This is a genomic window from Mycobacterium sp. IDUB_21 (genome assembly GCF_055419425.1).
In genome coordinates this window covers 49951-72771 of sequence record NZ_JBVAXQ010000008.1, presented here as the reverse complement: position 1 = coordinate 72771, position 22821 = coordinate 49951, and the positions used below count along the sequence as shown (strand labels likewise).

Genomic DNA, 22821 nt, shown 5'->3' with positions numbered 1-22821 from the left:
GAATCGCATGCTGGTGCAGGACTTGTTCTCGAGCGTCCCGACGACGACCACCGAGGCCTTTGAGATCTTCGACGCCGCGGAGGCAGTCGACCCCGACTTCATGCTCGGTACCTGGCATGGCGCCGAGCTGCCGACCGGCCACCCGCTGGACGGACTGTTGGCCGCCAGCGGCTGGTGGGGCAAGCAGTTCATCGATGCCGAGACTGTCCATCCGCTGTTGTTCCCCACCCGAGACGGCTCCGCGCTGTGGGCGTTCAACCCGGCGCTGGCGTTCAGTGTCCTCGGACTCGCGACCAAGCTGCCGGCGCTGAAGAACCGCTCATTCGCCGGGCCGATCAGCACGCTGCAGCCGCTGCTGCGGACCCGTTCGCCCAAGGCCCGGCTGCGCACCACGCGCTACCGCGGAACCGACAGCGCGACGATGGTCTACGACCAGGCTCCGGTCAACGATGTGTTCCGCCGGCTCTCCGACGAAGCGGTGATCGGCGCGATGGACCTGCGGGGCTCGCGCCGGCCGTACTTCTTCGTGCTGTGCCGCGACGACTCGTTGGAATTGGCCTAACAGCGGGCGATTTCGCCGGCCTGGTGCCAGGCGCTGCGCTCGGCGGCGAACGCAGCGGTTTGCTGTTGACGGAATCCGGCGATGGTCTCGGCGTTGTCTTCCAGGAACCGGTGGTAACCGGCCAGCGAGAACTCGCCGTCGGTGATGGCCACCCGGCCGCGTCCGGCCGCGGTGTCGGCGCGCAGCTCCAACAGTTCGTCCGCGCCGACCGGATAGAAGCTGATGCGGTCGAAGTAGCGCAGCAGCCACGGTGTTTCGGGATCGAACAGGCCTGCCGTGGCATGGCGGTGGTTCCACACCTGGGTGGTGCGGCCGACGAACTGGTAGCCGCCGGGTCCCTCGATACCGTAGATGCACAGGTACGCTCCGCCGATCCCGACGGCGTTCTCCGGGGTCCAGGTGCGGGCCGGGTTGTACTTCGTCGTGACCAGCCGGTGTCTGGGGTCCACTGGCGTGGCCACCGGAGCCCCGAGATAGATGTCTCCGAGACCCAGCACCAGATACTGGGCGCCGAAGACGATGTCGTGGACTTGCGCGATGTCATCGAGTCCGTTGATACGTCGGATGAATTCGATGTTCGACGGGCACCACGGTGCGTCGGACCGCACGCCGTACTCATAGCGACGGATGGCTTCATGGGTGCCGGGATCGTCCCAGCTCAGCGGCAGGCGCACCGACCGGCTCGGTACGACGAGCTCGTCGCACGGCGGCAGCGCGTCGTCGATGACCGCCAGCTGTTCGACCACCTGGGCGCACGAGGACTGGTCGGTGTCGAACTGGATCTGCAGTGACCGCACACCGGGCGTCAGTTCGGCCAGACCGGGCAGGCCACGCTCCCGGAGTTGTTCGTAGAGCACCTGCACCCGCGCCCGCAACGCCAAATCCAGTGTCGTCGGGCCGTATTCGAGCAGCACGCCACCATCGCTGGCGCGCCGCATGGTGACGGCGGTACCGTCGCGGCCGGTGTAGCGCTGCAGCACCCCGTCGTCGCCGTCCCCGGAGCGGGAGAACACCACCGGTGATGCCGCCCGCCGCCGCGCACCCAACGAGGCCGGCGGCGGGGCGTGATCGGCGCGCACCGGCACCAACCGCACAGTGTCACCGGGGGTGAGTTGACCGAGCTTCCACCGGTCGCCGCGCACCACCGTCACCGGGCAGACGAACCCGCCGAGGCTGGGCCCGTCGGGCCCCAGCAGGATCGGGGTGTCGCCGGTGAAATCCAGTGCGCCAACGCAGTACGCGGTGTCGTGGATGTTGGACGGATGCAGGCCCGCGTCCCCTCCGTCTCGGCGGGCCCAGTGCGGCTTCGGCCCGGCCAGCCGCACTCCGGTGCGATCGGAGTTGAAATGCACGGTGTAGTCGGTGTTCGTCAGTGTGGTCATGTCGGCGCGGGTGAGGAACTCCGGCGCGGCGTGCGGCCCCTCGGTCACCGCCAATTCCCAGTGCGAGCCGATACTGGGCTGGCTCTCTCCGGGTGCGCGGGCAAGCGCCGGCGGCGCACCGTCCCGGCCGGCCGCGCTGAGCTGATCTTCGCCGCGCAGAGCCCGCCCCCGGTGGCCGCCGAGCCCGCCCTGGGTGAATGTCGCGGCACTGCCGAGGAATTCCGGCTCGCACAGTCCGCCCTCCACCAGCAGATAGCACCGTAATCCCGGGCCGGGGACGGCGTCGATCTCCAGTAGTCCACCGCCGGGCACCCGCACCGACTGCCACTGCGGCACCGCGTCACCATCCACGGTTACCGGCACCGCCGCCCCGGTGACGCATATCCAGCAAGGATCCGAAACCCTCAGGGCCGGGCCTGTTTTGGTGCATTCCAGGCCGGCGGCGCCCTCGTAGTTTCCCAGCACCTGGTTACCGAGGCGAAACGACAGGTCGTCCATCGGCCCGGACGGCGGCACTCCGACATGCCAGTAGCCGACCCGCCCGGGCCAGTCCTGCACGGTGGTGAGCATGCCCGGTTGCACCACCTCGATGCCGATCATGGTCGGGTGATCACCATGCGCACCGGTGTCGGGTCGAAGCCGTTGCAGGGGTTGTTGATCTGCGGGCAGTTCGAGACCAGCACCAAGGTGTCGATCTCGGCCCGCAGGGTCAGGCTCTTGCCCGGGGCCGATATCCCGTCGACGATGCCCAGGGTGCCGTCGGCTTCGACCGGGACGTTCATGAACCAGTTGATGTTGGAGACGATGTCGCGCTTGCCCAGGCCGTGCCTGGCGCCCTCGGCCAGGAAGTTCTCCACGCAGGCGTGCTGGTGGACGGTGTGATGGCCGTAGCGCAGCGTGTTGGACTCCTGCGAGCAGGCTCCGGCGATGGTGTCGTGATTGCCGACGTCGTCGGCGACGACGGTCATCAGCGCGGTGCCGTCGGCGGTGCGCAGCGCCGAGCCGGTGCCCAAGAAGATGTTGCGCTGGGCCGCGACGGTGGCCTGGGCGCTGTAGCGACGGGTGTGGTCACCGGCGTCATAGAGCAGGCAGTCCACCGCCTGGTTGCCGTGCAGGTCGATGATCTGCAGCTGCTCCCCGGCGCGTACCACCTTCGACCAGGGTGCGCGGGCCGGCACCACCTCATCACTGATGGTCACCATGCCCGCACCACCGCTTCGGTGTTCGCCCATGCGCGCAGGTACTCCGGGTCCTCGCTGATCGGAGTGGCCAGCTGCTCGAGGGCTCTCCAGCCGAGCACGTCGAGCGCGCCGCCGGGAGGGTCGGGGTCCAGCGGGTGCGCGGTGTTGGCCAGCACCAACACCACCGGAAGATGGAGCAGCAAATCGACCGCCGCGCCGGGTCCCGCCGACCCGGTGAATTCCAGGGCGCCACTGGCGGGATCGACGCGAACACCCCGGAACAGCGCCGCCGAGGGCGCCACGTCCCGGATGTCCATGCCCTGCTTGACCGCACCCAGCAGCAGCAACCGCCGGCCGGTGGCGTCGGGTCCGCACAGCAGGTCGTGGTGGCCCGACGAGTCGGCGACGACGGTGGCCAGCACCCGGCCCTGATCGGACAGCAGCGGATGGCCGGCGCTCAGGTAAGCCTGCCAGGGCACCTTCATGGTGTCGGCGATGTTGAGCCGCTCCCACGGCGCCTCGGCCCGATACAGCAGCAGGTGAGCGCACGCACCCCCGTCGGCGTCGATCAGCCGGATCCGGCTGCCGCGGCCCAGCACCTTGCTGACGTAGCCGGTCGGTGGGATCGACTCGGCCCAGATCAGCCGCGACGGGTCGACGTCATCGGGGGTCGCCGGTATCCGTGTTTCGGCGTGCTGCGCCTGGGCGCGGGCGTGTGAACGGGCCCCGCTGGTCGAGTCGGTGTCCATGACCCGACGGTAGCATATTTTCTATCGCTTGACAGGTTTTAGATGCGGGGGCGGCTGCGGCGTGATAGGCAGTAGTGCGTGCAGAGCGACCGACGCGGACGTCCCAGGCTGGTGGCCTCCCGCCGGCCCGGGAACAGCGCACGCGACGAAATCCTCGATGCCGCAGCGGAGTTGTTCACCACCATCGGCTATTCGGCCACCTCGACCCGGCGCATCGCCGAGGGAGTCGGGATCCGGCAGGCCTCGCTGTATCACCACTTCGCCGCCAAGGAGGACATCCTCGACGCACTGCTGGCCGACACCGTTGACACCTCGCTGCAGTTGGCCGTCGAGTTGCTGGCCGAAGCCGGGGCGCCGGCCCCGCGGCTGCACACACTCGTCGTCGCCGACACCGCCCAACTATGCGGTGGCAGCTGGAATCTGGGCAGCCTGTATCTGCTTCCGGAGCTTCGCGTCGAGCGTTTCGCCGCGTTCCGGCGGCGCCGGGGTGAGCTACGCGATCACTACCGCGAGCTGGCGCGCGCGGTGATCACCGAGCACGACGGGCCCGAAGCCGCCGAGGATCTGCCGTTCCGGTTGGCGGAGTCGGTGATCAACCGCCGCTTGGATGACGGCACCTGCCCGCCGGAGTATCCGTGGAGCATTGCCGAAGCCGCGCTACGGGTGCTGGGTTGCGGCAAGGGTTTTGCCCGGATGCGGAAGGGGGCTGCGGAGCGCTTGGGGTTGGCACCGGAGTAGACCGTCGGCCATCCACACACGACGATTCGGTGGCATGGACGGATTACGGCGCCCGTTTCGTCGGCGGCAGCCGATGGACAGCCGGGTGCGTCCTGGCCAGCAGCGGGATGAGCAGCCGGTTGGGTGTCAACCGGCTGAGCACTGCTGCCGCGCGGTTGGCCAAACCCGGTATCGCCACCAGCTTTCCGGCGGCGACGGCTTCGACGGCGGTGCGCGCCACCTTTTCGGGGCTGACCCACATGACCGCGGGCAGTGCGGCTTCGGCGTCTTCTTTCGAAAACCCGGCGGCCTCCCCGAAGCCGGTGTCCACCGGGCCCGGGCAGAGGACCGTCGCGGTGACGCCGGTGCCGGACAATTCACCGCTCAGACTCTGGGTGTAGGACAGCACGAACGCCTTACACGCACCGTAGCCGGCTTGGCCCGGCAGTGGCTGAAACGCCGCAGTGGAGGCGACGTTGAGGACGGCGCCGCGACTGCGCGCGATCATCCCGGGCAGAAACCTGGTGCACAGGTCGGCCACCGCCACGACATCGACCTCGATCATGCGCATCTCGGCGGCCGGATCGGCGGTGGCGACGGGCCCAAAGGTGGAAACGCCGGCGTTGTTGACCAGGATATCGGGGATCAGACCCAGTGCCTCGACCCGTTCCGGCAGCTCCGCCCGAGCGTGGCCGTCCGCCAGGTCGGTGGCTAGGACGGCCGCGCGACCGCCCGAGTGGGCGATGTCGGCGGCGAGTGCGTCCAGCTTGTCAGCGCGGCGGGCAACGAGCGTGACATGGTGGCCGCGGGAGGCTAGTTCCCGGGCGATGGCCGCGCCGATGCCCGACGATGCGCCGGTGACAAGGGCGGTGGAATCCGGTCCGGGCGCGGGCAGGCTCATGAGCGCGAGCCCGCCTCGCCGGTCAGGAGCCGGTCGATCCGAGCCAGCGTCGCCGCCATATTGCGGCGCGTGGCGTCGGCGACCGACCGGATCAGTGCCTTGGTGAGCACCGATTCCCGGGAGATATCCCAGCTCTCCCGCACCAGCGTGCCGCCGTCGCCCGGTTCGAGTTCATAGCGCCAGATCCGTCCGGCCACGAATCGCCCCAGCGCAGTGGGCCCGCGAGTCTGCCAGGCGATCCGGCGATTCAGCTGGTATTCGATGACGGTGTTCACCATCGCGTACGGCAGGCCGTTGCGCATCGACATGGTGAACCTGCTGCCCAAGGCCAGTGCGGCAGCCGAACCACGCACGCCGCGCACCGCCCCTGATCCGTCGAACTCGTGATGACGGCCCGGATCGGTCAGCAGGGCAAAGACCTGCTCCGGCGAAGCCGCGATCAACAGCTCGACACTCTCCACATCCGACAGCTGCGCCACGCTCCAGACGTTAGCAAGCAATCGGGTCAGGCCGAACGTTGTCGACAGGCGGACCGCCCGACCCGCAGTGCGGCCGCCACCAGCGGGGATCTGCAGGGGCAGGCAGCAATAGGCGAGCAGGACGAAGCCGCTACGAGCCCAACTTCGCGGCCAGCCGGCGGTTCACCGGCTCGGGCAGCAGGTCGGAGACGTCCCCGCCCATCGATGCCACCTCTTTGGCCAGCGACGACGACACGAACGAATACCGCGGCGTGGTGGCCACGAAGAAGGTGTCCACCCCGGCGATGTGCTTGTTCATCTGCGCCATCTGCAGCTCATACTCGAAGTCGGTCCCGGTACGCAGGCCCTTGATGATCGCGGTCAGCCCCCGCTCCCGGACGAAATCGACCACCAGGCCACGGCCGGATTCGGCTCGCACATTGGGCAGGTGCGCGGTGGCTTCGCCGATCATCTCGAGGCGCTCGTCCAGACTGAACATGCCCTTCTTGGCGGGGTTGATCAGTACGGCGGCCACCACCTCGTCGAACTGCGCAGCCGCGCGCTCCAGGATGTCGACGTGCCCCAGGGTCACCGGGTCGAACGAGCCCGGGCACAGTGCTCCGCTCATGGTTCATGACGCTAGCAGCCCGATCAGGCCACCTCCGCCAGCTCCAGACGGGTGTCGCCGTAACGCCGCGACGGCCACGCCTCCCAGCCGTCGGGCCAGGCCACCGGCGGGCTGGACACTGCGCGCTCGATCACCACGACCGTGCCGGGGCCGGCCCAGCCACCGGCGGTCAACAAGCCCGGAAGCGCGTCGATGTCGGCGGCCGCAACCTCGTAAGGCGGGTCGGCCAGCACCAGATCCACCGGGGCCTCGGTGCCGCCGGTCAGCACCGCGGTCACCGTGCCGCGTCGCAGCGTCGCGCCGGCCAGCCCCAACAAGGTGATGTTGCCGGCCAGCACCTCGGCGGCGCGACGGTCCGATTCGACGAACACCGCCGTGGCCGCACCCCGCGACAGCGCTTCGAGCCCCAGCGCCCCCGACCCCGCGAACAGGTCCAGGACCGCCATCCCGGTCAGATCCAGCCGGGCGTCGAGCACGTTGAACAGCGCCTCACGCACCCGGTCGGTGGTCGGGCGGGTGCCGCGCGGTGGCACGGCGATGCGCCGCCCGCCAGCCGCGCCGCCGACGATGCGGGTCAGCTCAGCACCACCAACAAATCGCCGCCTTCGACCTGCGCGGTCTGCGAAACAGCCACCCGCTCCACGGTTCCGTCGGACGGAGCGGTGATGGCCGCCTCCATCTTCATCGCCTCGATGGTGGCCACGGTCTGTCCGGCGGTGACCTGCTCGCCCTCCGACACCCCGATCGTGACGACCCCGGCGAACGGCGCCGCGACGTGACCGGGCTTGGTGCGGTCGGCCTTTTCGGCCACCGGCGCCTCGCTGGCCACGCTGCGGTCGCGCACCTCGACCGGCCGCAACTGGCCGTTGATGATGCACATCACGGTGCGCATGCCGCGTTCGTCCGGCTCGGAGATGGCCTCCAGGCCGATCAGTAGTTCCACGCCGCGTTCAAGCCGAACCCGGTGCTCCTCGCCTTGGCGCAGTCCGTAGAAGAACTGGTTGGCCGACAGTTGCGAGGTGTCGCCGTAGAGGTCCCGATGCTCCTCGAATTCCTTGGTGGGACCGGCAAACAGCAGCCGGTTCAGGGTGGCTTGGCGTTTCGGTCCGGTCAGCGCCAGCGCGGCCTCGTCGTCGGCGGACAGCTGCTGCACCTCGCGCGCCGGCTCGCGGCCTGCCAATGCCTTGGTGCGCAACGGTTCCGGCCACCCGCCGGCCGGTTCCCCGAGTTCCCCGCGCAGGAATCCGATCACCGAATCGGGAATGTCCACCCGGGCCGGGTCGGCCGCGAACTCCTCGGCGGTGACGCCGGCGCCGACCAGGGTCAGGGCCAGGTCACCGACCACCTTCGAGCTCGGGGTGACCTTGATCAGCCGGCCCAGCACCGCATCGGCTCCGGCGTAGTTGGCTTCGATGTCCTCGAACCGGTCGGCCAGCCCCAGCGCTTTGGCCTGCTGGTGCAGATTGGACAGCTGGCCCCCGGGGATTTCGTGGCGGTAAACCCGCCCGGTAGGCCCGGCCAGCCCGGATTCAAACGGCGCGTAGACCTTTCGCACACCTTCCCAGTAGGGCTCCAGATCGCACACCGCCGACAGCGACAGGCCGGTGTCGTATTCGGTGTTCGCTGCGGCGGCCACGATCGAGCTCAGCGCGGGCTGGCTGGTGGTGCCGGCCAGCGGTGCGGCCGCCCCGTCAACGGCGTCGGCGCCGGCGTGCCAGGCCGCCTCGTAGGTGGCCAATTGCCCACCCGGTGTGTCATGGGTGTGGACGTGGATCGGCAGGTCGAAGCGGCTTCGCAGCGCGCTCACCAGCGTGGTGGCCGCCGCAGGCCGCAGCAGGCCGGCCATGTCCTTGATGGCCAGCACATGCGCGCCTGCCGCCACGATCTGCTCGGCCAGCCTCAGATAGTAGTCCAGGGTGTAGAGGTTCTCGGCCGGGCTGGCCAGATCACCCGTGTAGCACATGGCGACTTCGGCTACCGCGCTGCCGGTTTCGCGCACCGCGTCGATCGCCGGGCGCATCGAGTCGACGTTGTTGAGTGCGTCGAAGATCCGGAAGATGTCAATGCCGGTGGCGGTGGCCTCTTCCACGAACGCCGAGGTGACCAGCTCCGGGTAGGGCGTATAGCCGACGGTGTTGCGGCCCCGCAGGAGCATCTGCAGGCAGATGTTGGGCATCGACTCGCGCAGCACAGCGAGGCGCTCCCACGGGTCCTCCTTCAAAAAGCGCAGCGCCACATCGTAAGTCGCCCCGCCCCAGCACTCCATCGACAGCAACTGCGGGGTGGTGCGGGCAACGTACGGCGCCACGTTCAGCAGACCTTTGGTGCGTAACCGGGTGGCCAGCAGCGATTGGTGCGCATCCCGGAACGTCGTCTCAGTAACCCCAACAGCCGCCGACGCCCTTAACCAGCGGGCGAAACCCTCCGGCCCGAGCTCCATCAGCCGCTGTTTGGAGCCCGGCGGCGGCGCACCCGACAGGTCGATGTCGGGCAGCTTGTCGCGTGGGTACACCGCAGACGGGCGCGCACCATGGGGCTGGTTGACGGTGACGTCAGCCAGGTAGGTCAGGATCTTGGTGCCGCGGTCGGCTGAAGCGTGCGAGGTCAGCAGTTGCGGGCGTTCATCGATGAACGACGTGGTGATGTGACCGGCTCGGAAGTCGGGATCGTCGAGCACAGCCTGCAGGAACGGGATATTCGTCGACACACCCCGAATGCGGAACTCGGCGATCGCCCGCCGTGCCCGATTCACCGCAGTCGGAAAATCCCGTCCCCGGCAGGTCAATTTGACCAGCATCGAGTCGAAATGCGGGCTGACTTCCGCGCCCAGGTTGGTGCCGCCGTCCAGCCGGATTCCAGCGCCGCCCGGGCTGCGGTACGCGGTGATCCGGCCGGTGTCGGGCCGGAATCCGTTCGCCGGATCCTCGGTGGTGATCCGGCACTGCAGTGCCGCTCCGTGCAGGACGATGTCGTCTTGGCGCAGGCCCAAATCCTCAAGGGTCTCCCCGGCGGCGACCCGCAGCTGGGCGGAGACCAGATCCACATCGGTGATCTCCTCGGTGACGGTGTGCTCCACCTGAATCCGCGGATTCATCTCGATGAACACGTAGTCGCCACGCTCGTCGAGCAGGAACTCCACCGTGCCCGCGCAGCTGTAGCCGATGTGCCGGGCGAACGCGACGGCGTCGGCGCAGATCTTGTCGCGCAGTGCCGGATCCAGGTTCGGCGCAGGCGCCAACTCGACGACCTTCTGATGCCGGCGCTGCACGCTGCAGTCCCGCTCATAGAGGTGTACGACGTTGCCGTGGGTGTCGGCCAGGATCTGCACCTCGATGTGGCGCGGGTTGATCACCGCCTGTTCGAGATAGACCGTCGCATCACCGAACGCCGATTCGGCTTCCCGGCTGGCCGCTTCGACGGCCTCGGCCAGCCCGCCGATGTCGGCGACGCGGCGCATCCCGCGACCACCTCCGCCGGAGACCGCCTTGACGAACAGCGGGAAGGACATATCGGCTGCGGCCGCAACCAATTCGTCCACCGAGCGTGAGGGCTCCGACGCCGCCAGCACCGGCAGCCCGGCCTCGCGCGCCGCGGCCACCGCATGTGCCTTGTTGCCGGCCAGCGCCAGCACGTCCGCGCCGGGGCCGACGAAGGCGATGCCCGCATCCGCGCAGGCCTGCGCCAGCCGCGGGTTCTCCGAGAGGAAGCCGTATCCGGGGTAGACCGCGTCGGCACCGCACCGCTTGGCGGTGGCGACGATGGCCTCCACCGACAGGTAACCGCGCACCGGGTGTCCCGGTTCGCCGATCTGGTAGGACTCGTCGGCTTTGAGGCGGTGCACCGAATTGCGGTCTTCGTAGGCGTAGACCGCAACCGTGTCGATCCCGAGCTCGTAGGCGGCGCGAAACGCGCGGATGGCGATCTCTCCGCGGTTGGCGACCAGCACTTTGGAGATCACAGGGCACCCCTTAAATCAGCGTCAGCCAGTAGTCCTGAAATCGCAGGAATATCAACAGGAGTAACCCGATGAACCATAACGCAATCAACGTCCACCGCCAGTGGTGCAGAAGTTGCGAAATTCTGCGTCCACGATCCGGCCTGAATGCGAGGGCTGTGAAGATCACCAGCAGCAGCATCGTGACCGCCCAGACCACCATGCAGTAGGGGCACAGCGCGCCGATCCGGTACAGGCTCTGGAAGATCAGCCAGTGCACGAAGCCCGCGCCGGCCAGGGTGCCCACCGCCAGTCCTGCCCAATACCAATGCGGGAGAGACACTTTCGTCACCGCCAGCGCACCGCTGACCACCACCACGGTGAACGCCACGATCCCCACCAGCGGGTTGGGGAAACCCAGCACCGATGCCTGCGGGGTGGCCATCACCGGCCCGCAGGACAACACCGGGTTGAGGTTGCACGACGGCACATAGGCCGAATCGGTGAGCAGCCGGATCTTCTCCACGGTCAGGGTGACCGAGGCGGCCAGTCCGACGACCCCGGCGATCAGCACCGCCCAGGCCGCAGCTGCCGACGGCGGTGCCCCCGACACCGGCGGTGCGGGTGACTCGATCGTCGGAGCCGCGATGCTCACGACTGCTTGGCCGGCACGTCCATACCCGGCAGGTCGCCGACGATCTCCCGGATCTTCGCGACCAGGGCTTCCGGGGTCGACGGGCGATAGTCCTCGCCGTTGATGCGCAGCGTCGGGGTGGCGTGGATGCCGGCGGCCTGGGCCATGCCGCCCACCATCTTGAGGTACTTGCCGCTGTTGATGCACGCCGGAACGCTGCCGGCGGCACCGGCTTGGCGGGCCAGCTCGATCAGGCGCTTGTTGTCGGGGAACTCCGTCCCGATCTCGGAGGGCTGCAGTTCCTCGGTGTACAGCGCGGTGTGGAACCGGCGGAACGCGTCGTTGCTCTCGTCTGCGACGCAGTAGGCCGCCGCCCCCGCCCGCGAGGAGTAGTCGTCGTTCTGCGACCGGTCCAGGATCGCGACCATGTGGTAGTCGGCGGCGATGGCCCCGCTGTCGATCAGCCGGGACACCGTCGGGCCGAGCGCACGCTCGAGGTTGCCGCAGGCCGGGCAGAGGAAGTCCTCGTAGAACGACAGCACAGCCTTGGGCTCATCAGTGCCGTCCTTGGTGACCAGCTTGCTCGATGTCACCCGGATCGCCTCGCCGGCCCCAGCACCCTTCTTGTGGCTGTTGGACATCACGATGTAGCCGATGAGGCCCGCCGCGAAGACCACCACGATGGCGACGAGCCCGATCTGCATGGCGAGGTTGCGTTTGTGATCGGCGGCCCTCAAGCCGGAGGCGCCGGGGCGTTTGGGTTTGCTGGCCACAGTCGGTTGGTCCTCGTGTTCGGTGGTCGGTTTGCGGTTCAGCGTACCGGCGTGCGCTACGGGCCTCAGCCGCGGCTGAGGTGTGCGCGCAGCGCCGAGATCAACCCGGTAGTCGCGGTGGCGCTGCCGCCCCCCAGTCCGAACAGGTTGATGAATCCGTGCGTCAGCGACCGCATCCGCCGCAGGTCGACCACCACCCCGGCGTCGCGCAGCGCCGTGGCGAACTGTTCGCCTTCGTCGTGCAGCGGATCGAAGCCCGCGACCGCGACCAGCGCGGGCGGCAATCCCGATAAGTCCGGAGCCCGCAACGGCGACACCCGCGGGTCGGTCGGGTCCAGCTGCGAGCGGCCCACGTACTGGGCGGTGAACCAGTCGATGTCGTGCTTGGTGAGCAGGTAGCCGTTGCCGTAGAGCGTGCGCGAGCGGGTCGCCGCGGCCGAGTCGGTCACCGGGTAGAGCAGCCACTGCAGGATCGGCATCGGTCCCCCGTCGTCGCGGGCCCGCAACGCCACCCCGGCGGCCAGGTTGCCACCGGCGCTGTCCCCGCCCACCGCCACCTGCCCGGGCACCGCACCCAGCTCCGCGGCGTGGTCGTGGGCCCACCGGAACGCCGCGTAGGCGTCGTCGAGCGCGGCCGGTGCCGGATGTTCCGGGGCCAGCCGGTAGTCGATCGACAGGACCGCGATATCGGCGTCGCGACACGTGAGCCGGCATACCGCGTCGTGGGTGTCCAAGTCCCCGACCACGAATCCGCCGCCGTGATAGAAGACCAGCAGGGGGTGGGTTGCACCTGCCGGATCACCGACCGGCCGGTAGTGCCGGGCGGCGATCTCGCCGGCCGGGCCGGGCAGTGAGATATCGCGTACATCGCAGCCGTGGATGTCAGCGCCGCCGAGCCCGGCGGTCAAGTCACGCAGCTGGGCCCGGGAAGCGGCGGCGTCGTCGTCGACGATGATGCCGTTGATGCCCAACGCGCGCTGTCCGGCCAACGCCAACCGCAACGTGGGATCCAGGGTATTGCCGTCGATGGTCACCAACCGTCCACCGGTCATCAGCCGCTGCACCCCGATCGGCAGCATCGGCGTCACCTTCATGCCGACGTTGAAGACGGTGCTCTGCAGCTGTTCGGCCCACCGCGCTGCCGACCCGGGGCCGGACCCGCCTGGCAGACTTCCTGTCATGACTGCTCGAAGTAACTTGCGCTCGGTCACGCTCAATGACGGTAATTCGATCCCCTGCGTCGGTTTCGGGGTTTACCAGATTTCGCCCGCCGACACCGAGCAGGCGGTGAGCACCGCGCTTGCGGCCGGGTACCGCCACATCGACACCGCGGCGATGTACGGCAACGAGCGCGAGGTCGGCCGTGCGGTGGTGGCCTCCGGACTGCCACGTGACGATGTCTACGTCGTCACCAAGCTGTGGAACGCCGACCAGGGATACGAGTCGACGCTGCGGGCATTCGACAAGAGCATGGGCCGACTCGGTCTCGACGTCCTGGATCTGTACCTGATCCATTGGCCCCTTCCGGCGCGCGGCAAATTCGTCGAGACCTTCCGGGCGCTGGCCCATCTGCGGGATCAGGGCCGGATCCGCTCGGTCGGGGTGAGCAACTTCGAACGCGAACACCTCGAGATGCTCGTCGACGGGACCGGCATCGTGCCCGTCGTCAACCAGGTTGAACTGCACCCGCGGTTTCCCCAGGCCGAACTGCGTGAGGTGCACGCCCGCCTGGGTATCGCCACCGAGGCGTGGGCGCCGCTGGGGCGGGGCTCGCTGCTGGCGCACCCGGCGGTCACCGCGGTCGCACAGCGTTGCGGCAAGACACCGGCGCAGGTGCTGATCCGGTGGCACATTCAGCTCGGTAATATCGTGATTCCGAAATCGGTCAACCCTGAGCGCATCGTCAGCAATTTCGACGTCTTCGACTTCGAACTCGGCGCGGCAGAGATGGCCGCGATATCCTCGCTCGACGACGGTGTCCGAATGGGACCCGATCCACGCACATTCGATTACACAGGTAGGTGAGATGACGCCGGGCACTGCGATCCCCTCCGTCGCGCTCAACGACGATCACACGATTCCGGCTCTGGGCATCGGGGTGGCCGAGTTGTCGGACGCCGAAACCGAGCGCGCGGTCTCGGCCGCACTCGAGCTGGGCTGCCGGTTGATCGACACCGCCAAGGTCTACGGCAACGAGGCGGCGGTGGGCCGGGCGATCGCCGGGTCGGGCATCCCGCGCGACGAGCTGTTCGTCACCACCAAGCTGGCCAACGCCGACCAGGGGCTGACCGCCGCCATCGAGGCCTGCGAGGCCAGCGTGGAGCGACTCGGACTGGACTATGTCGATATGTACCTGGTCCACTGGCCGGCCCCTCCGCTGGGCATGTACGTCGACAGCTACGGCGGGCTGATCCAGGCCAGGGAGCAGGGCCTGACCCGCTCGATCGGGGTGTGCAACTTCACCGCGGCGCACCTCGACGACGTGATCGAGCTGGCGTTCGAGACACCTGCGGTCAACCAGATCGAGCTGCACCCGCTGCTCAACCAGGCTGAGCTGCGGGCCGCGCACGCCGAGCGCAACATCGTCACGCAGGCCTACAGTCCGCTGGCGGTGGGTCGGCTGCTCGACCACCCGGCGGTGACGTCGATCGCCGGCGAGTACGGCAAGACACCGGCGCAGGTGTTGATCCGGTGGAGCCTGCAGCTGGGCAATGTGGTCATCCCGCGCTCTGCTCAGCCGGAGCGCATCGCGTCCAACCTCGACGTGTTCGGCTTCGAGCTGGCCGGCGAGCACATGGACACCTTGAACGGCCTCAACGACGGCACCCGCGTCCGCGAGGACCCGCTGACCTACACCGGCGTCTGACCCCGGCCCGCTCGGCGGCTGATCCGCTCCACCAAACGGGCCCGCGCCGCCGGCCACTCCTCGTCGATCACCGAGTAGACCATCGTGGTGCGCCACGATCCGTCGGTACGGCGGGCGTGCCGGCGCAGCGCACCCTCCTGCGTTGCCCCGATGGCCTGCACAGCGCTCCGGGAACGTTCGTTGAGGTCATCGACATTGAATTGCACCCGGACCGCGCCGAGGGCGCCGAAACAGTGGTCCAGCAAGAGCAGTTTGGACTCCGAGTTGACCGCCGAGCCGCGTACCCGCGATGTCAGCCAGGTGTAGCCGACCGTCACGCGGCGGTGCAGTTCGCTCATGTCATAGATCGACGTCGTCCCGACGATGTCGCCGGTAGACACGTCGACCTGGGTCAATACCTGGCGCTGCGATGCCAGCGCCTCGGCCACGGACTGCTCGGTGGGCGGGCCGGATTGGCTTCCGCAGAGGAAGTACCGGGTGGACTCGACGTCGTAGGCACGCGCCAGTCCGGCCACATCGGCGAGCACCGTCGGCCGTAGCAGCAGAAGTTCGCCGCGCAAGGTGGGCGCGGTGGCCCAGTAGTCGTTCGTCATCGCATCCCTATCCCGTGGGGCACGTCGCGGCGGCCCGGCGCAACATGTCGGCCGACGGCTGATCCAGACGCAGCGCATAGCCGCGTAGAACGGCAATGTAGGCGACGGCGTACTGGCAGGCGAACGATTTATTCGGCGGCATCCACTGGCCCGGCCCGGCGTCACCCTTGTCCTGGTTGCCCTGCCCGGCGACCGCGAGCAGGTTGGCCGGGTCGTTGGCGAAGCGCAACCGCTGGCGATACGGCCATGCCGAGGCGCCCATGTCCCAGGCGTAGGCCAGCGGGACGATGTGATCGATCTGCACGGCTTCGCCGATCTTGGCGCCGCGGGTGAAGGCGACCGTGGCGTTGGTGTACGGGTCATGCAGGGTGCCGGTGGCGACCGCGTCGGCGCAGCGCTTCGTCGACACGTGCGTGATGTCGACGAGGTCGCGGTTGAGGATGTCGTCACGGGTGTCGCAGCCGTTGTGGCCGCCGGGCGCGTCGTTGTCGTCGTCCCAGGCGTCGCCGAACAACGAGCGGCGGTAATCGTAGCGGTGAGTGCGGGCCGGAACCACCGTGATTCCGGCCAGTGCATCGGCGCCGGGCGCCACGGTGGGCATGCCGGCCTGCGCGGCGAGGGCACGGCTGCGATGGTTCGCCGCGGACACGGTCTGGACGGCGACCACGACGGCCAGCAGCGCCGCCACCGCCAGCCACAGCAGCATTCTTCTGTTGGATGTCATGCCTTGTCCAGGTAGTCGATATCGGTGAAGCTTGCGGCCAGCAGCGCCAGACCGGCATCGGACGGGTCGGCGGCCCAGGCCCGCACGCAGAACTCCCGGGCGGCTTCGATCAGCTCGCCGTGATCGGCCAACGACAGCAGCTTCAGACCGCCGCGCCAGCCGGACTGGTTGCGGCCCAACACATCTCCCTCGCCGCGCTCCCGCAGGTCCAGGTCGGCCAGCGCGAACCCATCCAGCGTGCCGGCCACCGCATCCAAACGTTTGCCGGCCCTGGATCTCGGGTCGCTCGAGGTCACCAACAGGCAGAGGCTGGCGTGCTCACCGCGGCCGATCCGGCCGCGCAGCTGGTGCAGCTGGCTGATGCCGAACCAGTCGGCGTCGGCGATCAGCATCACGGTGGCGTTGGGCACGTCGACGCCGACCTCGATGACCGTGGTGCAGACCAACACGTCGACCGCACCACTGCGGAACGCCGCCATCACCGCGTCCTTCTCGTCCCCGGTGAGCCGCCCGTGCATCAAGCCCAGCCGCAGCCCCGACAGTGGCCCGGACCGCAGCCGATCGAACAGTCCCACCGCGGTGGCCGAGGTTCGGGGGGGCGCCTCGGCCGAGCCGGGCTTGCTGTCCTCGTCGGACTCGTCGATGCGGGGTGCCACCACGTAGACCTGCCGCCCGGCGGCCACCTCCTCGCGGATCCGCAACCAGGCCCGGTCCAGCCAGGCCGGCTTCTCCTTTTCGAAGATCACCGAGCTGACGATCGGCCGGCGGCCGCGGGGCAGCTCCCGCAGTGTGGAGGTCTCCAGATCCCCGTAGACGGTGAGCGCCACCGTACGCGGAATCGGGGTGGCGGTCATCACCAGCAGGTGCGGTGTGATGCCCGCCGGGGCTTTGGCGCGCAACCGATCTCGCTGTTCGACGCCGAACCGGTGCTGTTCGTCGACCACGACCAGGCCGAGATTGTGAAATTCAACCGCGTCGACCAGCAGGGCGTGAGTGCCGACGACGATGCCGGCCCGACCGGCGGCGATCTCGGCACGGGCCTGCTTCTTGGCGGCCGCCGACATCGAACCGGTAAGCAGCACCACCGCGGTGGCGTCATCCGCCCCACCCAGCTGACCGGCCAGCGCCAGCGGTCCGAGCATATCGCGAATGGATCGGACATGTTGGGCCGCAAGGACTTCGGTGGGCGCCAACAGCGCGCACTGATATCCGGCATCGACCAGCTGCAGCATCGCCAGCAGCGCCAAGATCGTCTTGCCCGAGCCGACCTCACCCTGCAGCAGCCGGTTCATCGGACGGCTGGCGGCCAGCTCGGCTTCGAACACGCCAAGCACCTCGCATTGTCCGCCTGTCAGCTCGAAGGGCAGTCGCTGCAGTAGTGCTGCGGCCATTCCGTTTTCGCGGCGCGGAGCGGGTGGGCCGGATTCGGACAGTTCACCGTGCCGGCGCATCGCCAACGCCCACTGCAGGCCGAAGGCTTCGTCGGCGGCCAGCCGATCGCGGGCGCGGTCCCGTTCGGCGGCGTTCTCCGACAGATGGATCGCCCGCAACGCTTCGTCCTCGCCGAGCAGACCCCGTTCGGTGCGGACCACAGCCGGCAGCGGGTCGGGAACCGGATCGAGCACCGCGAGAACCTGTCGGACGCAGGCGAAGATGTCCCAGCTCTGCAGTTTCGCGGTGGCGGGATAGATCGGGTAGCAGCTGCGCTCGAAGTCCGACTGATCGATCTGCCCGCTGACCTTTTGAGATGCCTCGGCGATGTTGCGCAGTGAACTGCTGCCGAAGTTGCGTTCCTGCGCTGCACCGTCGGCCTCCTTGAGCACCAGGAAGTCCGGATGGGTGAGTTGAATCGCGCCTCGGTACAGCTTGACCTCCCCGGACAGCATCACCCGGGTCCCGGGGGTGAGCCGCCAGCGCAGACCCTTGGGGTTGAAGAACGTCGCACCGACCTTGTTGCGGCCGCTACCGACAGTGACGACGAGATACTTGCCGCTGCGGCGCTGCATGTCCTTGAGCACCGCAGAGCCGATGGTGTCGACGATGGTGATGTGGTCCCCTTCGGCGGGGCGGCTGTCCGCCGCACCGCGCACCCCGGTGCCCTCGACGTAGCTGCGCGGGTAGTGCCCGAGCAGGTCACCGACGGTGCGGATACCGAACGCATCGTCGAGCTTTCCCGCGGCATCGGAGCCGACGATGAAATCCAGCCGGTCAGCCAACGTGACCATCGCTACTCGACCCCGATCAGCAGCGCGTCACCCCGATGCCCGGTGCAATAGGTCGCCAATTCGATTCCCGGGTGCCGATCGTGCACGTGCTTGGCCAGCACATCGACCACATCGACGTCGAAGCCGTCGTGGCCGGCCCCCACCAGCACCGTGACCAGCTCACCGCCGGCCACCAGCAGCAGGTCGATCAGGCCGATCGCCGCCGCGCCGACATCACCGGCCACGATCAGCACCTCGTCCCCGACGATGCCCAGCCCGTCGCCGGGCCGGCAGGCGCCGGCCCAGGTCAGTGCCTGCTCGGTGGCAACCCGCACCGAACCGTGGCGGGTGGTGCCCGCAACCCGCGCCATGGTGTAGCCGTCGTCGACCACCGGCCGGCCCGGATCGTGTACCGCCAGCGCCGACAACCCCTGCACCATCGACCCGGTCGGGACCGGGACCACTTCGATACCCCAGCCGATGGCCGCCGTGCACCCGGCCACCAGTTCCTCGGCAGCGACATAGCCATTGGGCAGCAGCATCACCTGCGCAGCGCCGGTGTCGACCACCGCCCGCAGCAGTTGCTGGGCGGTGACCATCATGGCCGGGTCGGCGCTGTGCGGGTCGGGCCGCAGCACGCAGGCGCCCTCGGAGTCGAACAACGCCTGCGCACCCTCGCCGTCGACCACGGCCAGTACCGCGCGTTCCCGGGCCCAACTGCCCGGCGGCAGGCCGGTGGCTCCGGCCAGCGCCGAGATCTGGATGCGCCTCGGCCGGCCGAACACCAGGCCCGCCTCGACGGCGGCGCCGGCGTCGTCGGTGTGCACGTGCACCGAATAGCCGCCGACCACCCCCGACGTCGCGATCGCCACCGATTCGCCGAGGTGTGTCAGTCGTTCACGCAAGGCCTCGATGTCTTCGGGGGCGCACTCGCCGAGCAGGTACATCACCTCGAATTGCGGCGCGGGTTGCTCGGTGACGGCTTCTGGCAGACGCGGCCGCGGGGACGGCTGGTAAACGGCCCGAACAGGCGCCTGCCCGGTGATCGTTGAGCGCAGCGCGTCGAGCAACACCAGCAGACCGCGGCCGCCGGCGTCGACCACACCGGCCTGCGCGAGCACGTCGAGTTGCTCGGTGGTCTTCTCCAGCGCGTCGGCTGCGGCATCCGTGGCGGCGGCGACCGCCATGCCCAGCTCTGCCCCCCGGGCCACGCACCGCTCGACAGCCGCGGCCGCAGCCTGCAGCACCGACACGATGGTGCCCGGCACCTCGCGACCGCCCATCGAGGTGACCACCAACTCGACGCCATGCCGCAGGCCGGCGCCCAGCAGCGCGGCATCGACGGCGCCGGCCGTTCCGGCGCCGTCGGCGGCGGTCACATCGGCCAGGCCGCGCAAGATCTGCGACAAGATCACCCCGGAATTGCCGCGCGCCCCGTGCAACGCGCCGGACGACAGCGCAGCCGCGACCCGGGCCACCTCACCGGAGGCGGCCTCGGTGTTGGCCTCGGCCAGCGCCGAGCGCATGGTGAACAGCATGTTGGTGCCGGTGTCGGAATCGGCGACCGGGAAGACGTTGAGCTGGTTGATCTCGTCGGTGTGGGTGATCAGATCGCCGACAGCGGTGTGCGCCCAGTCCCGCAAGGTGGCCGCATCCAGCCGACGATCGGGGTTGCCCACCTCCACGCACCTTCCTGCCGCACCTCCGGTGGCTGCAAGCCTAATCACTGCGCGCGACATCACAGCTCACACCGCGTCGACAACCGGGGTGGGGTTGCCAGTTGTTGCAGGTTGAGTGGTCGGTAGTTGTCGGTGGTGTGCTGTAGGAACAGGCGTATGAATCTGGCGGTGTGGCGCAGCGCGCGGAAGGGAACCGGCGGCGTTTTGTGGTTGTCTGGCCCGGCGGGTATCCTGATCAGGTTGTCGGGTCACCCTCGCTGAGGTTGTTGGCCCTCAAGCAGACGTTTTGAGGAGTGTCACATATGGCTGCCGTGTGCGATATCTGCGGAAAGGGCCCCGGCTTCGGCAAGTCGGTGTCCCACTCGCACCGTCGGACCAGCCGTCGGTGGGACCCGAACATCCAGGTCGTGCACGCCGCCCGTCCCGGCGGTAACAAGCAGCGCCTCAACGCCTGCACGTCGTGCATCAAGGCCGGCAAGGTCACCCGCGGCTAGGTCCGCTTGCTCCGCGAGTGTGCGCGTCCCCCACCGCCACACCGAGCGAGGTCCCGTTTCTGCGCACGCTCGCGTGCTCGGCGCTACTCCAGCCGCCAATCGATCGGCTCGGCTCCCAGTTGCACCAGCAACTCGTTGGCCCGGCTGAAGGGCCGGGATCCGAAGAACCCGCGCGACGCCGACAGCGGCGACGGGTGCGGTGACTCGATAGCCACACACCTGTCGGACAGCATCGGTTTGAGTGTCCCCGCGTCGCGGCCCCACAAGATCGCCACCATCGGCTGACTGCGGGCCACCAGCGCGCGGATCGCGCACTCGGTGACCGCCTCCCAGCCCTTGCCGCGGTGCGACGCCGGAGTGCCCGGCCGCACGGTGAGCACCCTGTTGAGCAGCAGCACGCCGCGCTGCGCCCACGCGGACAGATCACCGTTGGACGGCTGGGGATAGCCGAGGTCGGCGGTGTACTCGGTGAAGATGTTCGCCAGGCTGCGCGGCAACGGCCGTACCTCCGGCGCCACCGAGAAGCTGAGCCCCACCGCGTGCCCGGGAGTCGGGTACGGGTCCTGCCCGACGATCAAGACCCGCACGGCGTCGAACGGAAAGCTGAAGGCGCGCAGTACGTTCTGCCCGGCAGGCAGAGAATGACGCCCGGCCGCCGTCTCCTCCCGCAGGAACTGCCCCATGGTGGCGACCTGGTCGGTCACCGGCGCCAGCGCGGTGGCCCAACCGCTCTCGACGAGTTCAGGAAGTGGACGCGCGCTCATGGTGTCTCAACGTATCTGGGCACCCGAACCGTAGGACTGCCAGCCCGCGTCCCCGCCCCACGGCGACCCGTCCACCAGCACCCGGCCCGGCCCGTCGAGCACACGTCCGATGACCCGCCAGCCGGCCGGCACCGGACCGGGAAACGTGGCGACCAGCGCGTGGTCCTCTCCCCCGCCCAGCACCCATGACCAGGCGTCGGCGCCGACTGCGGCGGCGGCCGGGGCCAGCGCCTGATGATCGGCCGCCAGCGCCACGGTGGACACCTCGATCGTCACCTGCGACGCGGCGGCCAGGTGTCCCAGATCGGCGATCAGGCCGTCGGAGACGTCGGTCATTGCCTGCGCCCCGGCGTCGGCGGCCGCCACGCCCTGCCCATAGGGCGGCTCTGGGACCAGGTGCCGTCGTCGCAGCTCATCGAAGATCCCCGCACCGGCCACGTCGTCGTCCCACAGCCGATAGCCCGCCGCCGAGCGACCCAGCTCGCCGGCCACCGCCAGAACCGCCCCGGGCCGCGCCCCGGACCGCAGCACCGGCGTCCGGCCGGCCAGATCGCCGAGCACCGTCACCGACACCACCCAGGAATCGGCCTGCACCAGATCGCCGCCGATCACGCCCGCGCCGAACCGCTCGGCTTCATTCCACATGCCGTCGGCCAGAGCGGTGGCGTCAGCGGCCCGAGTCTGCGCCGGGGCGCCGAAGCCCACGACGAAGGCGGTGGGGCGGGCGCCCATCGCCTCGATGTCGGCTGCGTTCTGTGCGATCGCCTTGCGCCCGACGTCGTGCGGAGCCGACCAATCCAGCCGGAAATGCCGGCCTTCCACCAGCATGTCGGTGGACACCACGGCCCGGCCGTCGACGCAACGCACCACCGCCGCGTCGTCACCGGGCCCCAGCTCGGTAGTGCTGGGCTGACGGCGACCGGCCACCAGCCGGTCGATCATGGGAAACTCTCCAAGCTGACCCAGCGTGGGCTCATTACCGCGCACAGCCTGGAGTGTAGATGCGAACAGAACGGTAGACGGGGCTTGATCAATCCGGGGAACGACGCCGACGGGCCGCCGCGCATCGCGCTGATCGCCGCGCTGGTGGTCGCCGTCGCCGCGGTGGGCGCCGCGCTGGCGGTCGCCGCGGTGCGCCAGCCGAGCAGGCCACCGGACGAACCGCTGCGGGTCGCGACGGTGCCCGCCCCGGAGGCCGCCGGCACCGACTGCGCTGCCGTGCTGGACGCGCTGCCGCAGCAGCTGGGCGACTATCGGCGCGCTGAGATCGCGGCTCCGGCGCCCGACGGTGTGGCGGCCTGGACGGCCGGCCCCGACGGTTCGGTGGTGTTGCGCTGCGGGCTGCATCGGCCGGCCGACTTCGTGGTGGGTTCGCCCATCCAGGTGGTCGATCGTGTGCAGTGGTTCGAGGTCCGCGAGGGAGAGCGAGCCACCTGGTATGCCGTCGACCGGCCGGTCTACCTGGCGCTGACGCTGCCCCCGGGATCCGGGCCGACGCCGATTCAGGAGCTGTCCGATCTGATCGATGACACTCTCGGCGCGGTGCCGATCAGGCCGGGCCCGCCCGCCTGACTGCGC

General features: G+C 69.1%; 23 protein-coding genes. 6 read left to right on the top strand and 17 right to left on the bottom strand.

The window, feature by feature from the left end; translation table 11 throughout:
* Nucleotides 1–7: 7 nt before the first annotated feature.
* Nucleotides 8–562 (top strand): DUF4334 domain-containing protein, encoded by a 555-nt coding sequence (locus tag ACZYY4_RS13585; RefSeq protein ID WP_463810512.1) that lies wholly within the window; start codon nt 8–10, stop codon nt 560–562.
* On the opposite strand, the gene ACZYY4_RS13580 is transcribed toward ACZYY4_RS13585, so the two are convergent.
* The 3 genes from ACZYY4_RS13580 to ACZYY4_RS13570 are packed head-to-tail and all read right to left on the bottom strand — an operon-like array spanning nt 559 to nt 3874.
* The gene (locus tag ACZYY4_RS13580) at nt 559–2544 is read right to left on the bottom strand and encodes a 5-oxoprolinase/urea amidolyase family protein (protein WP_463810511.1); all 1986 of its coding nucleotides are present in this window, start codon (nt 2542–2544) and stop codon (nt 559–561) included. The genes ACZYY4_RS13585 and ACZYY4_RS13580 overlap by 4 nt on opposite strands.
* Entirely contained in the window at nt 2541–3146 is a 606-nt protein-coding gene (locus ACZYY4_RS13575; protein WP_463810510.1) for an urea amidolyase associated protein UAAP2, read from the bottom strand. Before ACZYY4_RS13575 ends, ACZYY4_RS13580 begins: the two co-directional genes overlap by 4 nt.
* Nucleotides 3140–3874: a DUF1989 domain-containing protein gene (locus tag ACZYY4_RS13570; protein WP_463810509.1), complete on the bottom strand. Its 735-nt coding sequence runs from the start codon at nt 3872–3874 to the stop codon at nt 3140–3142. The genes ACZYY4_RS13575 and ACZYY4_RS13570 overlap by 7 nt, the downstream gene beginning before the upstream one ends.
* Before the next feature lie 78 nt (nt 3875–3952).
* Between ACZYY4_RS13570 and ACZYY4_RS13565 the strand changes: the two genes are divergently transcribed.
* Complete coding sequence (locus tag ACZYY4_RS13565; RefSeq protein ID WP_463810508.1) at nt 3953–4612, top strand: TetR/AcrR family transcriptional regulator; 660 nt, start codon at nt 3953–3955, stop codon at nt 4610–4612.
* Between the two features lie 43 nt (nt 4613–4655).
* Here ACZYY4_RS13565 and ACZYY4_RS13560 read toward each other — a convergent pair whose 3' ends face one another.
* From ACZYY4_RS13560 to ACZYY4_RS13525, 8 genes are all read right to left on the bottom strand, one after another.
* Nucleotides 4656–5492: an SDR family NAD(P)-dependent oxidoreductase gene (locus ACZYY4_RS13560; RefSeq protein WP_463810507.1), complete on the bottom strand. Its 837-nt coding sequence runs from the start codon at nt 5490–5492 to the stop codon at nt 4656–4658.
* Nucleotides 5489–5971, bottom strand: a complete 483-nt coding sequence (locus tag ACZYY4_RS13555) for an SRPBCC family protein (protein WP_463810506.1) — start codon at nt 5969–5971, stop codon at nt 5489–5491. Before ACZYY4_RS13555 ends, ACZYY4_RS13560 begins: the two co-directional genes overlap by 4 nt.
* Nucleotides 5972–6101: 130 nt before the next feature.
* Nucleotides 6102–6578: a pantetheine-phosphate adenylyltransferase gene (coaD, locus tag ACZYY4_RS13550; protein WP_463810505.1), complete on the bottom strand. Its 477-nt coding sequence runs from the start codon at nt 6576–6578 to the stop codon at nt 6102–6104.
* A gap of 23 nt (nt 6579–6601) precedes the next feature.
* Entirely contained in the window at nt 6602–7156 is a 555-nt protein-coding gene (gene rsmD, locus ACZYY4_RS13545) for a 16S rRNA (guanine(966)-N(2))-methyltransferase RsmD (protein ID WP_463810654.1), read from the bottom strand.
* Nucleotides 7153–10536, bottom strand: a complete 3384-nt coding sequence (locus tag ACZYY4_RS13540; protein ID WP_463810504.1) for a pyruvate carboxylase — start codon at nt 10534–10536, stop codon at nt 7153–7155. The genes rsmD and ACZYY4_RS13540 overlap by 4 nt, the downstream gene beginning before the upstream one ends.
* Before the next feature lie 10 nt (nt 10537–10546).
* Entirely contained in the window at nt 10547–11167 is a 621-nt protein-coding gene (locus ACZYY4_RS13535; RefSeq protein WP_463810503.1) for a vitamin K epoxide reductase family protein, read from the bottom strand.
* Entirely contained in the window at nt 11164–11919 is a 756-nt protein-coding gene (locus ACZYY4_RS13530) for a DsbA family protein (RefSeq protein ID WP_463810502.1), read from the bottom strand. Before ACZYY4_RS13530 ends, ACZYY4_RS13535 begins: the two co-directional genes overlap by 4 nt.
* Nucleotides 11920–11984: 65 nt before the next feature.
* Nucleotides 11985–13100 (bottom strand): alpha/beta hydrolase, encoded by a 1116-nt coding sequence (locus tag ACZYY4_RS13525; RefSeq protein WP_463810501.1) that lies wholly within the window; start codon nt 13098–13100, stop codon nt 11985–11987.
* Here ACZYY4_RS13525 and ACZYY4_RS13520 point away from each other — a divergent pair.
* Both ACZYY4_RS13520 and ACZYY4_RS13515 read left to right on the top strand, forming a co-directional pair.
* Nucleotides 13099–13944, top strand: coding sequence for an aldo/keto reductase (locus ACZYY4_RS13520; protein ID WP_463810500.1), 846 nt, complete (start codon nt 13099–13101; stop codon nt 13942–13944). The genes ACZYY4_RS13525 and ACZYY4_RS13520 overlap by 2 nt on opposite strands.
* A 1-nt stretch (nt 13945) precedes the next feature.
* A complete protein-coding gene (locus ACZYY4_RS13515; RefSeq protein ID WP_463810499.1) occupies nt 13946–14785 on the top strand; it encodes an aldo/keto reductase in 840 nt (279 codons plus the stop codon).
* On the opposite strand, the gene ACZYY4_RS13510 is transcribed toward ACZYY4_RS13515, so the two are convergent.
* The 4 genes from ACZYY4_RS13510 to ACZYY4_RS13495 are packed head-to-tail and all read right to left on the bottom strand — an operon-like array spanning nt 14770 to nt 19985.
* Complete coding sequence (locus ACZYY4_RS13510; RefSeq protein WP_463810498.1) at nt 14770–15378, bottom strand: GNAT family N-acetyltransferase; 609 nt, start codon at nt 15376–15378, stop codon at nt 14770–14772. The genes ACZYY4_RS13515 and ACZYY4_RS13510 overlap by 16 nt on opposite strands.
* Before the next feature lie 7 nt (nt 15379–15385).
* Nucleotides 15386–16102, bottom strand: coding sequence for an HNH endonuclease family protein (locus tag ACZYY4_RS13505; protein WP_463810497.1), 717 nt, complete (start codon nt 16100–16102; stop codon nt 15386–15388).
* A complete protein-coding gene (recG, locus tag ACZYY4_RS13500; RefSeq protein ID WP_463810496.1) occupies nt 16099–18327 on the bottom strand; it encodes an ATP-dependent DNA helicase RecG in 2229 nt (742 codons plus the stop codon). The genes ACZYY4_RS13505 and recG overlap by 4 nt, the downstream gene beginning before the upstream one ends.
* 2 nt (nt 18328–18329) lie before the next feature.
* Nucleotides 18330–19985, bottom strand: coding sequence for a DAK2 domain-containing protein (locus ACZYY4_RS13495; protein ID WP_463810495.1), 1656 nt, complete (start codon nt 19983–19985; stop codon nt 18330–18332).
* 302 nt (nt 19986–20287) lie between these two features.
* Here ACZYY4_RS13495 and rpmB point away from each other — a divergent pair, with 302 nt between their 5' ends.
* Nucleotides 20288–20479, top strand: coding sequence for a 50S ribosomal protein L28 (gene rpmB / locus ACZYY4_RS13490; protein WP_085266574.1), 192 nt, complete (start codon nt 20288–20290; stop codon nt 20477–20479).
* 83 nt (nt 20480–20562) lie between these two features.
* On the opposite strand, the gene ACZYY4_RS13485 is transcribed toward rpmB, so the two are convergent.
* Entirely contained in the window at nt 20563–21243 is a 681-nt protein-coding gene (locus tag ACZYY4_RS13485) for a uracil-DNA glycosylase (RefSeq protein ID WP_463810494.1), read from the bottom strand.
* A gap of 6 nt (nt 21244–21249) precedes the next feature.
* Nucleotides 21250–22230, bottom strand: a complete 981-nt coding sequence (locus tag ACZYY4_RS13480; RefSeq protein ID WP_463810493.1) for a thiamine-phosphate kinase — start codon at nt 22228–22230, stop codon at nt 21250–21252.
* 39 nt (nt 22231–22269) lie between these two features.
* Between ACZYY4_RS13480 and ACZYY4_RS13475 the strand changes: the two genes are divergently transcribed.
* Nucleotides 22270–22815 (top strand): DUF3515 domain-containing protein, encoded by a 546-nt coding sequence (locus ACZYY4_RS13475; protein ID WP_463810492.1) that lies wholly within the window; start codon nt 22270–22272, stop codon nt 22813–22815.
* Nucleotides 22816–22821 lie beyond the last annotated feature (6 nt).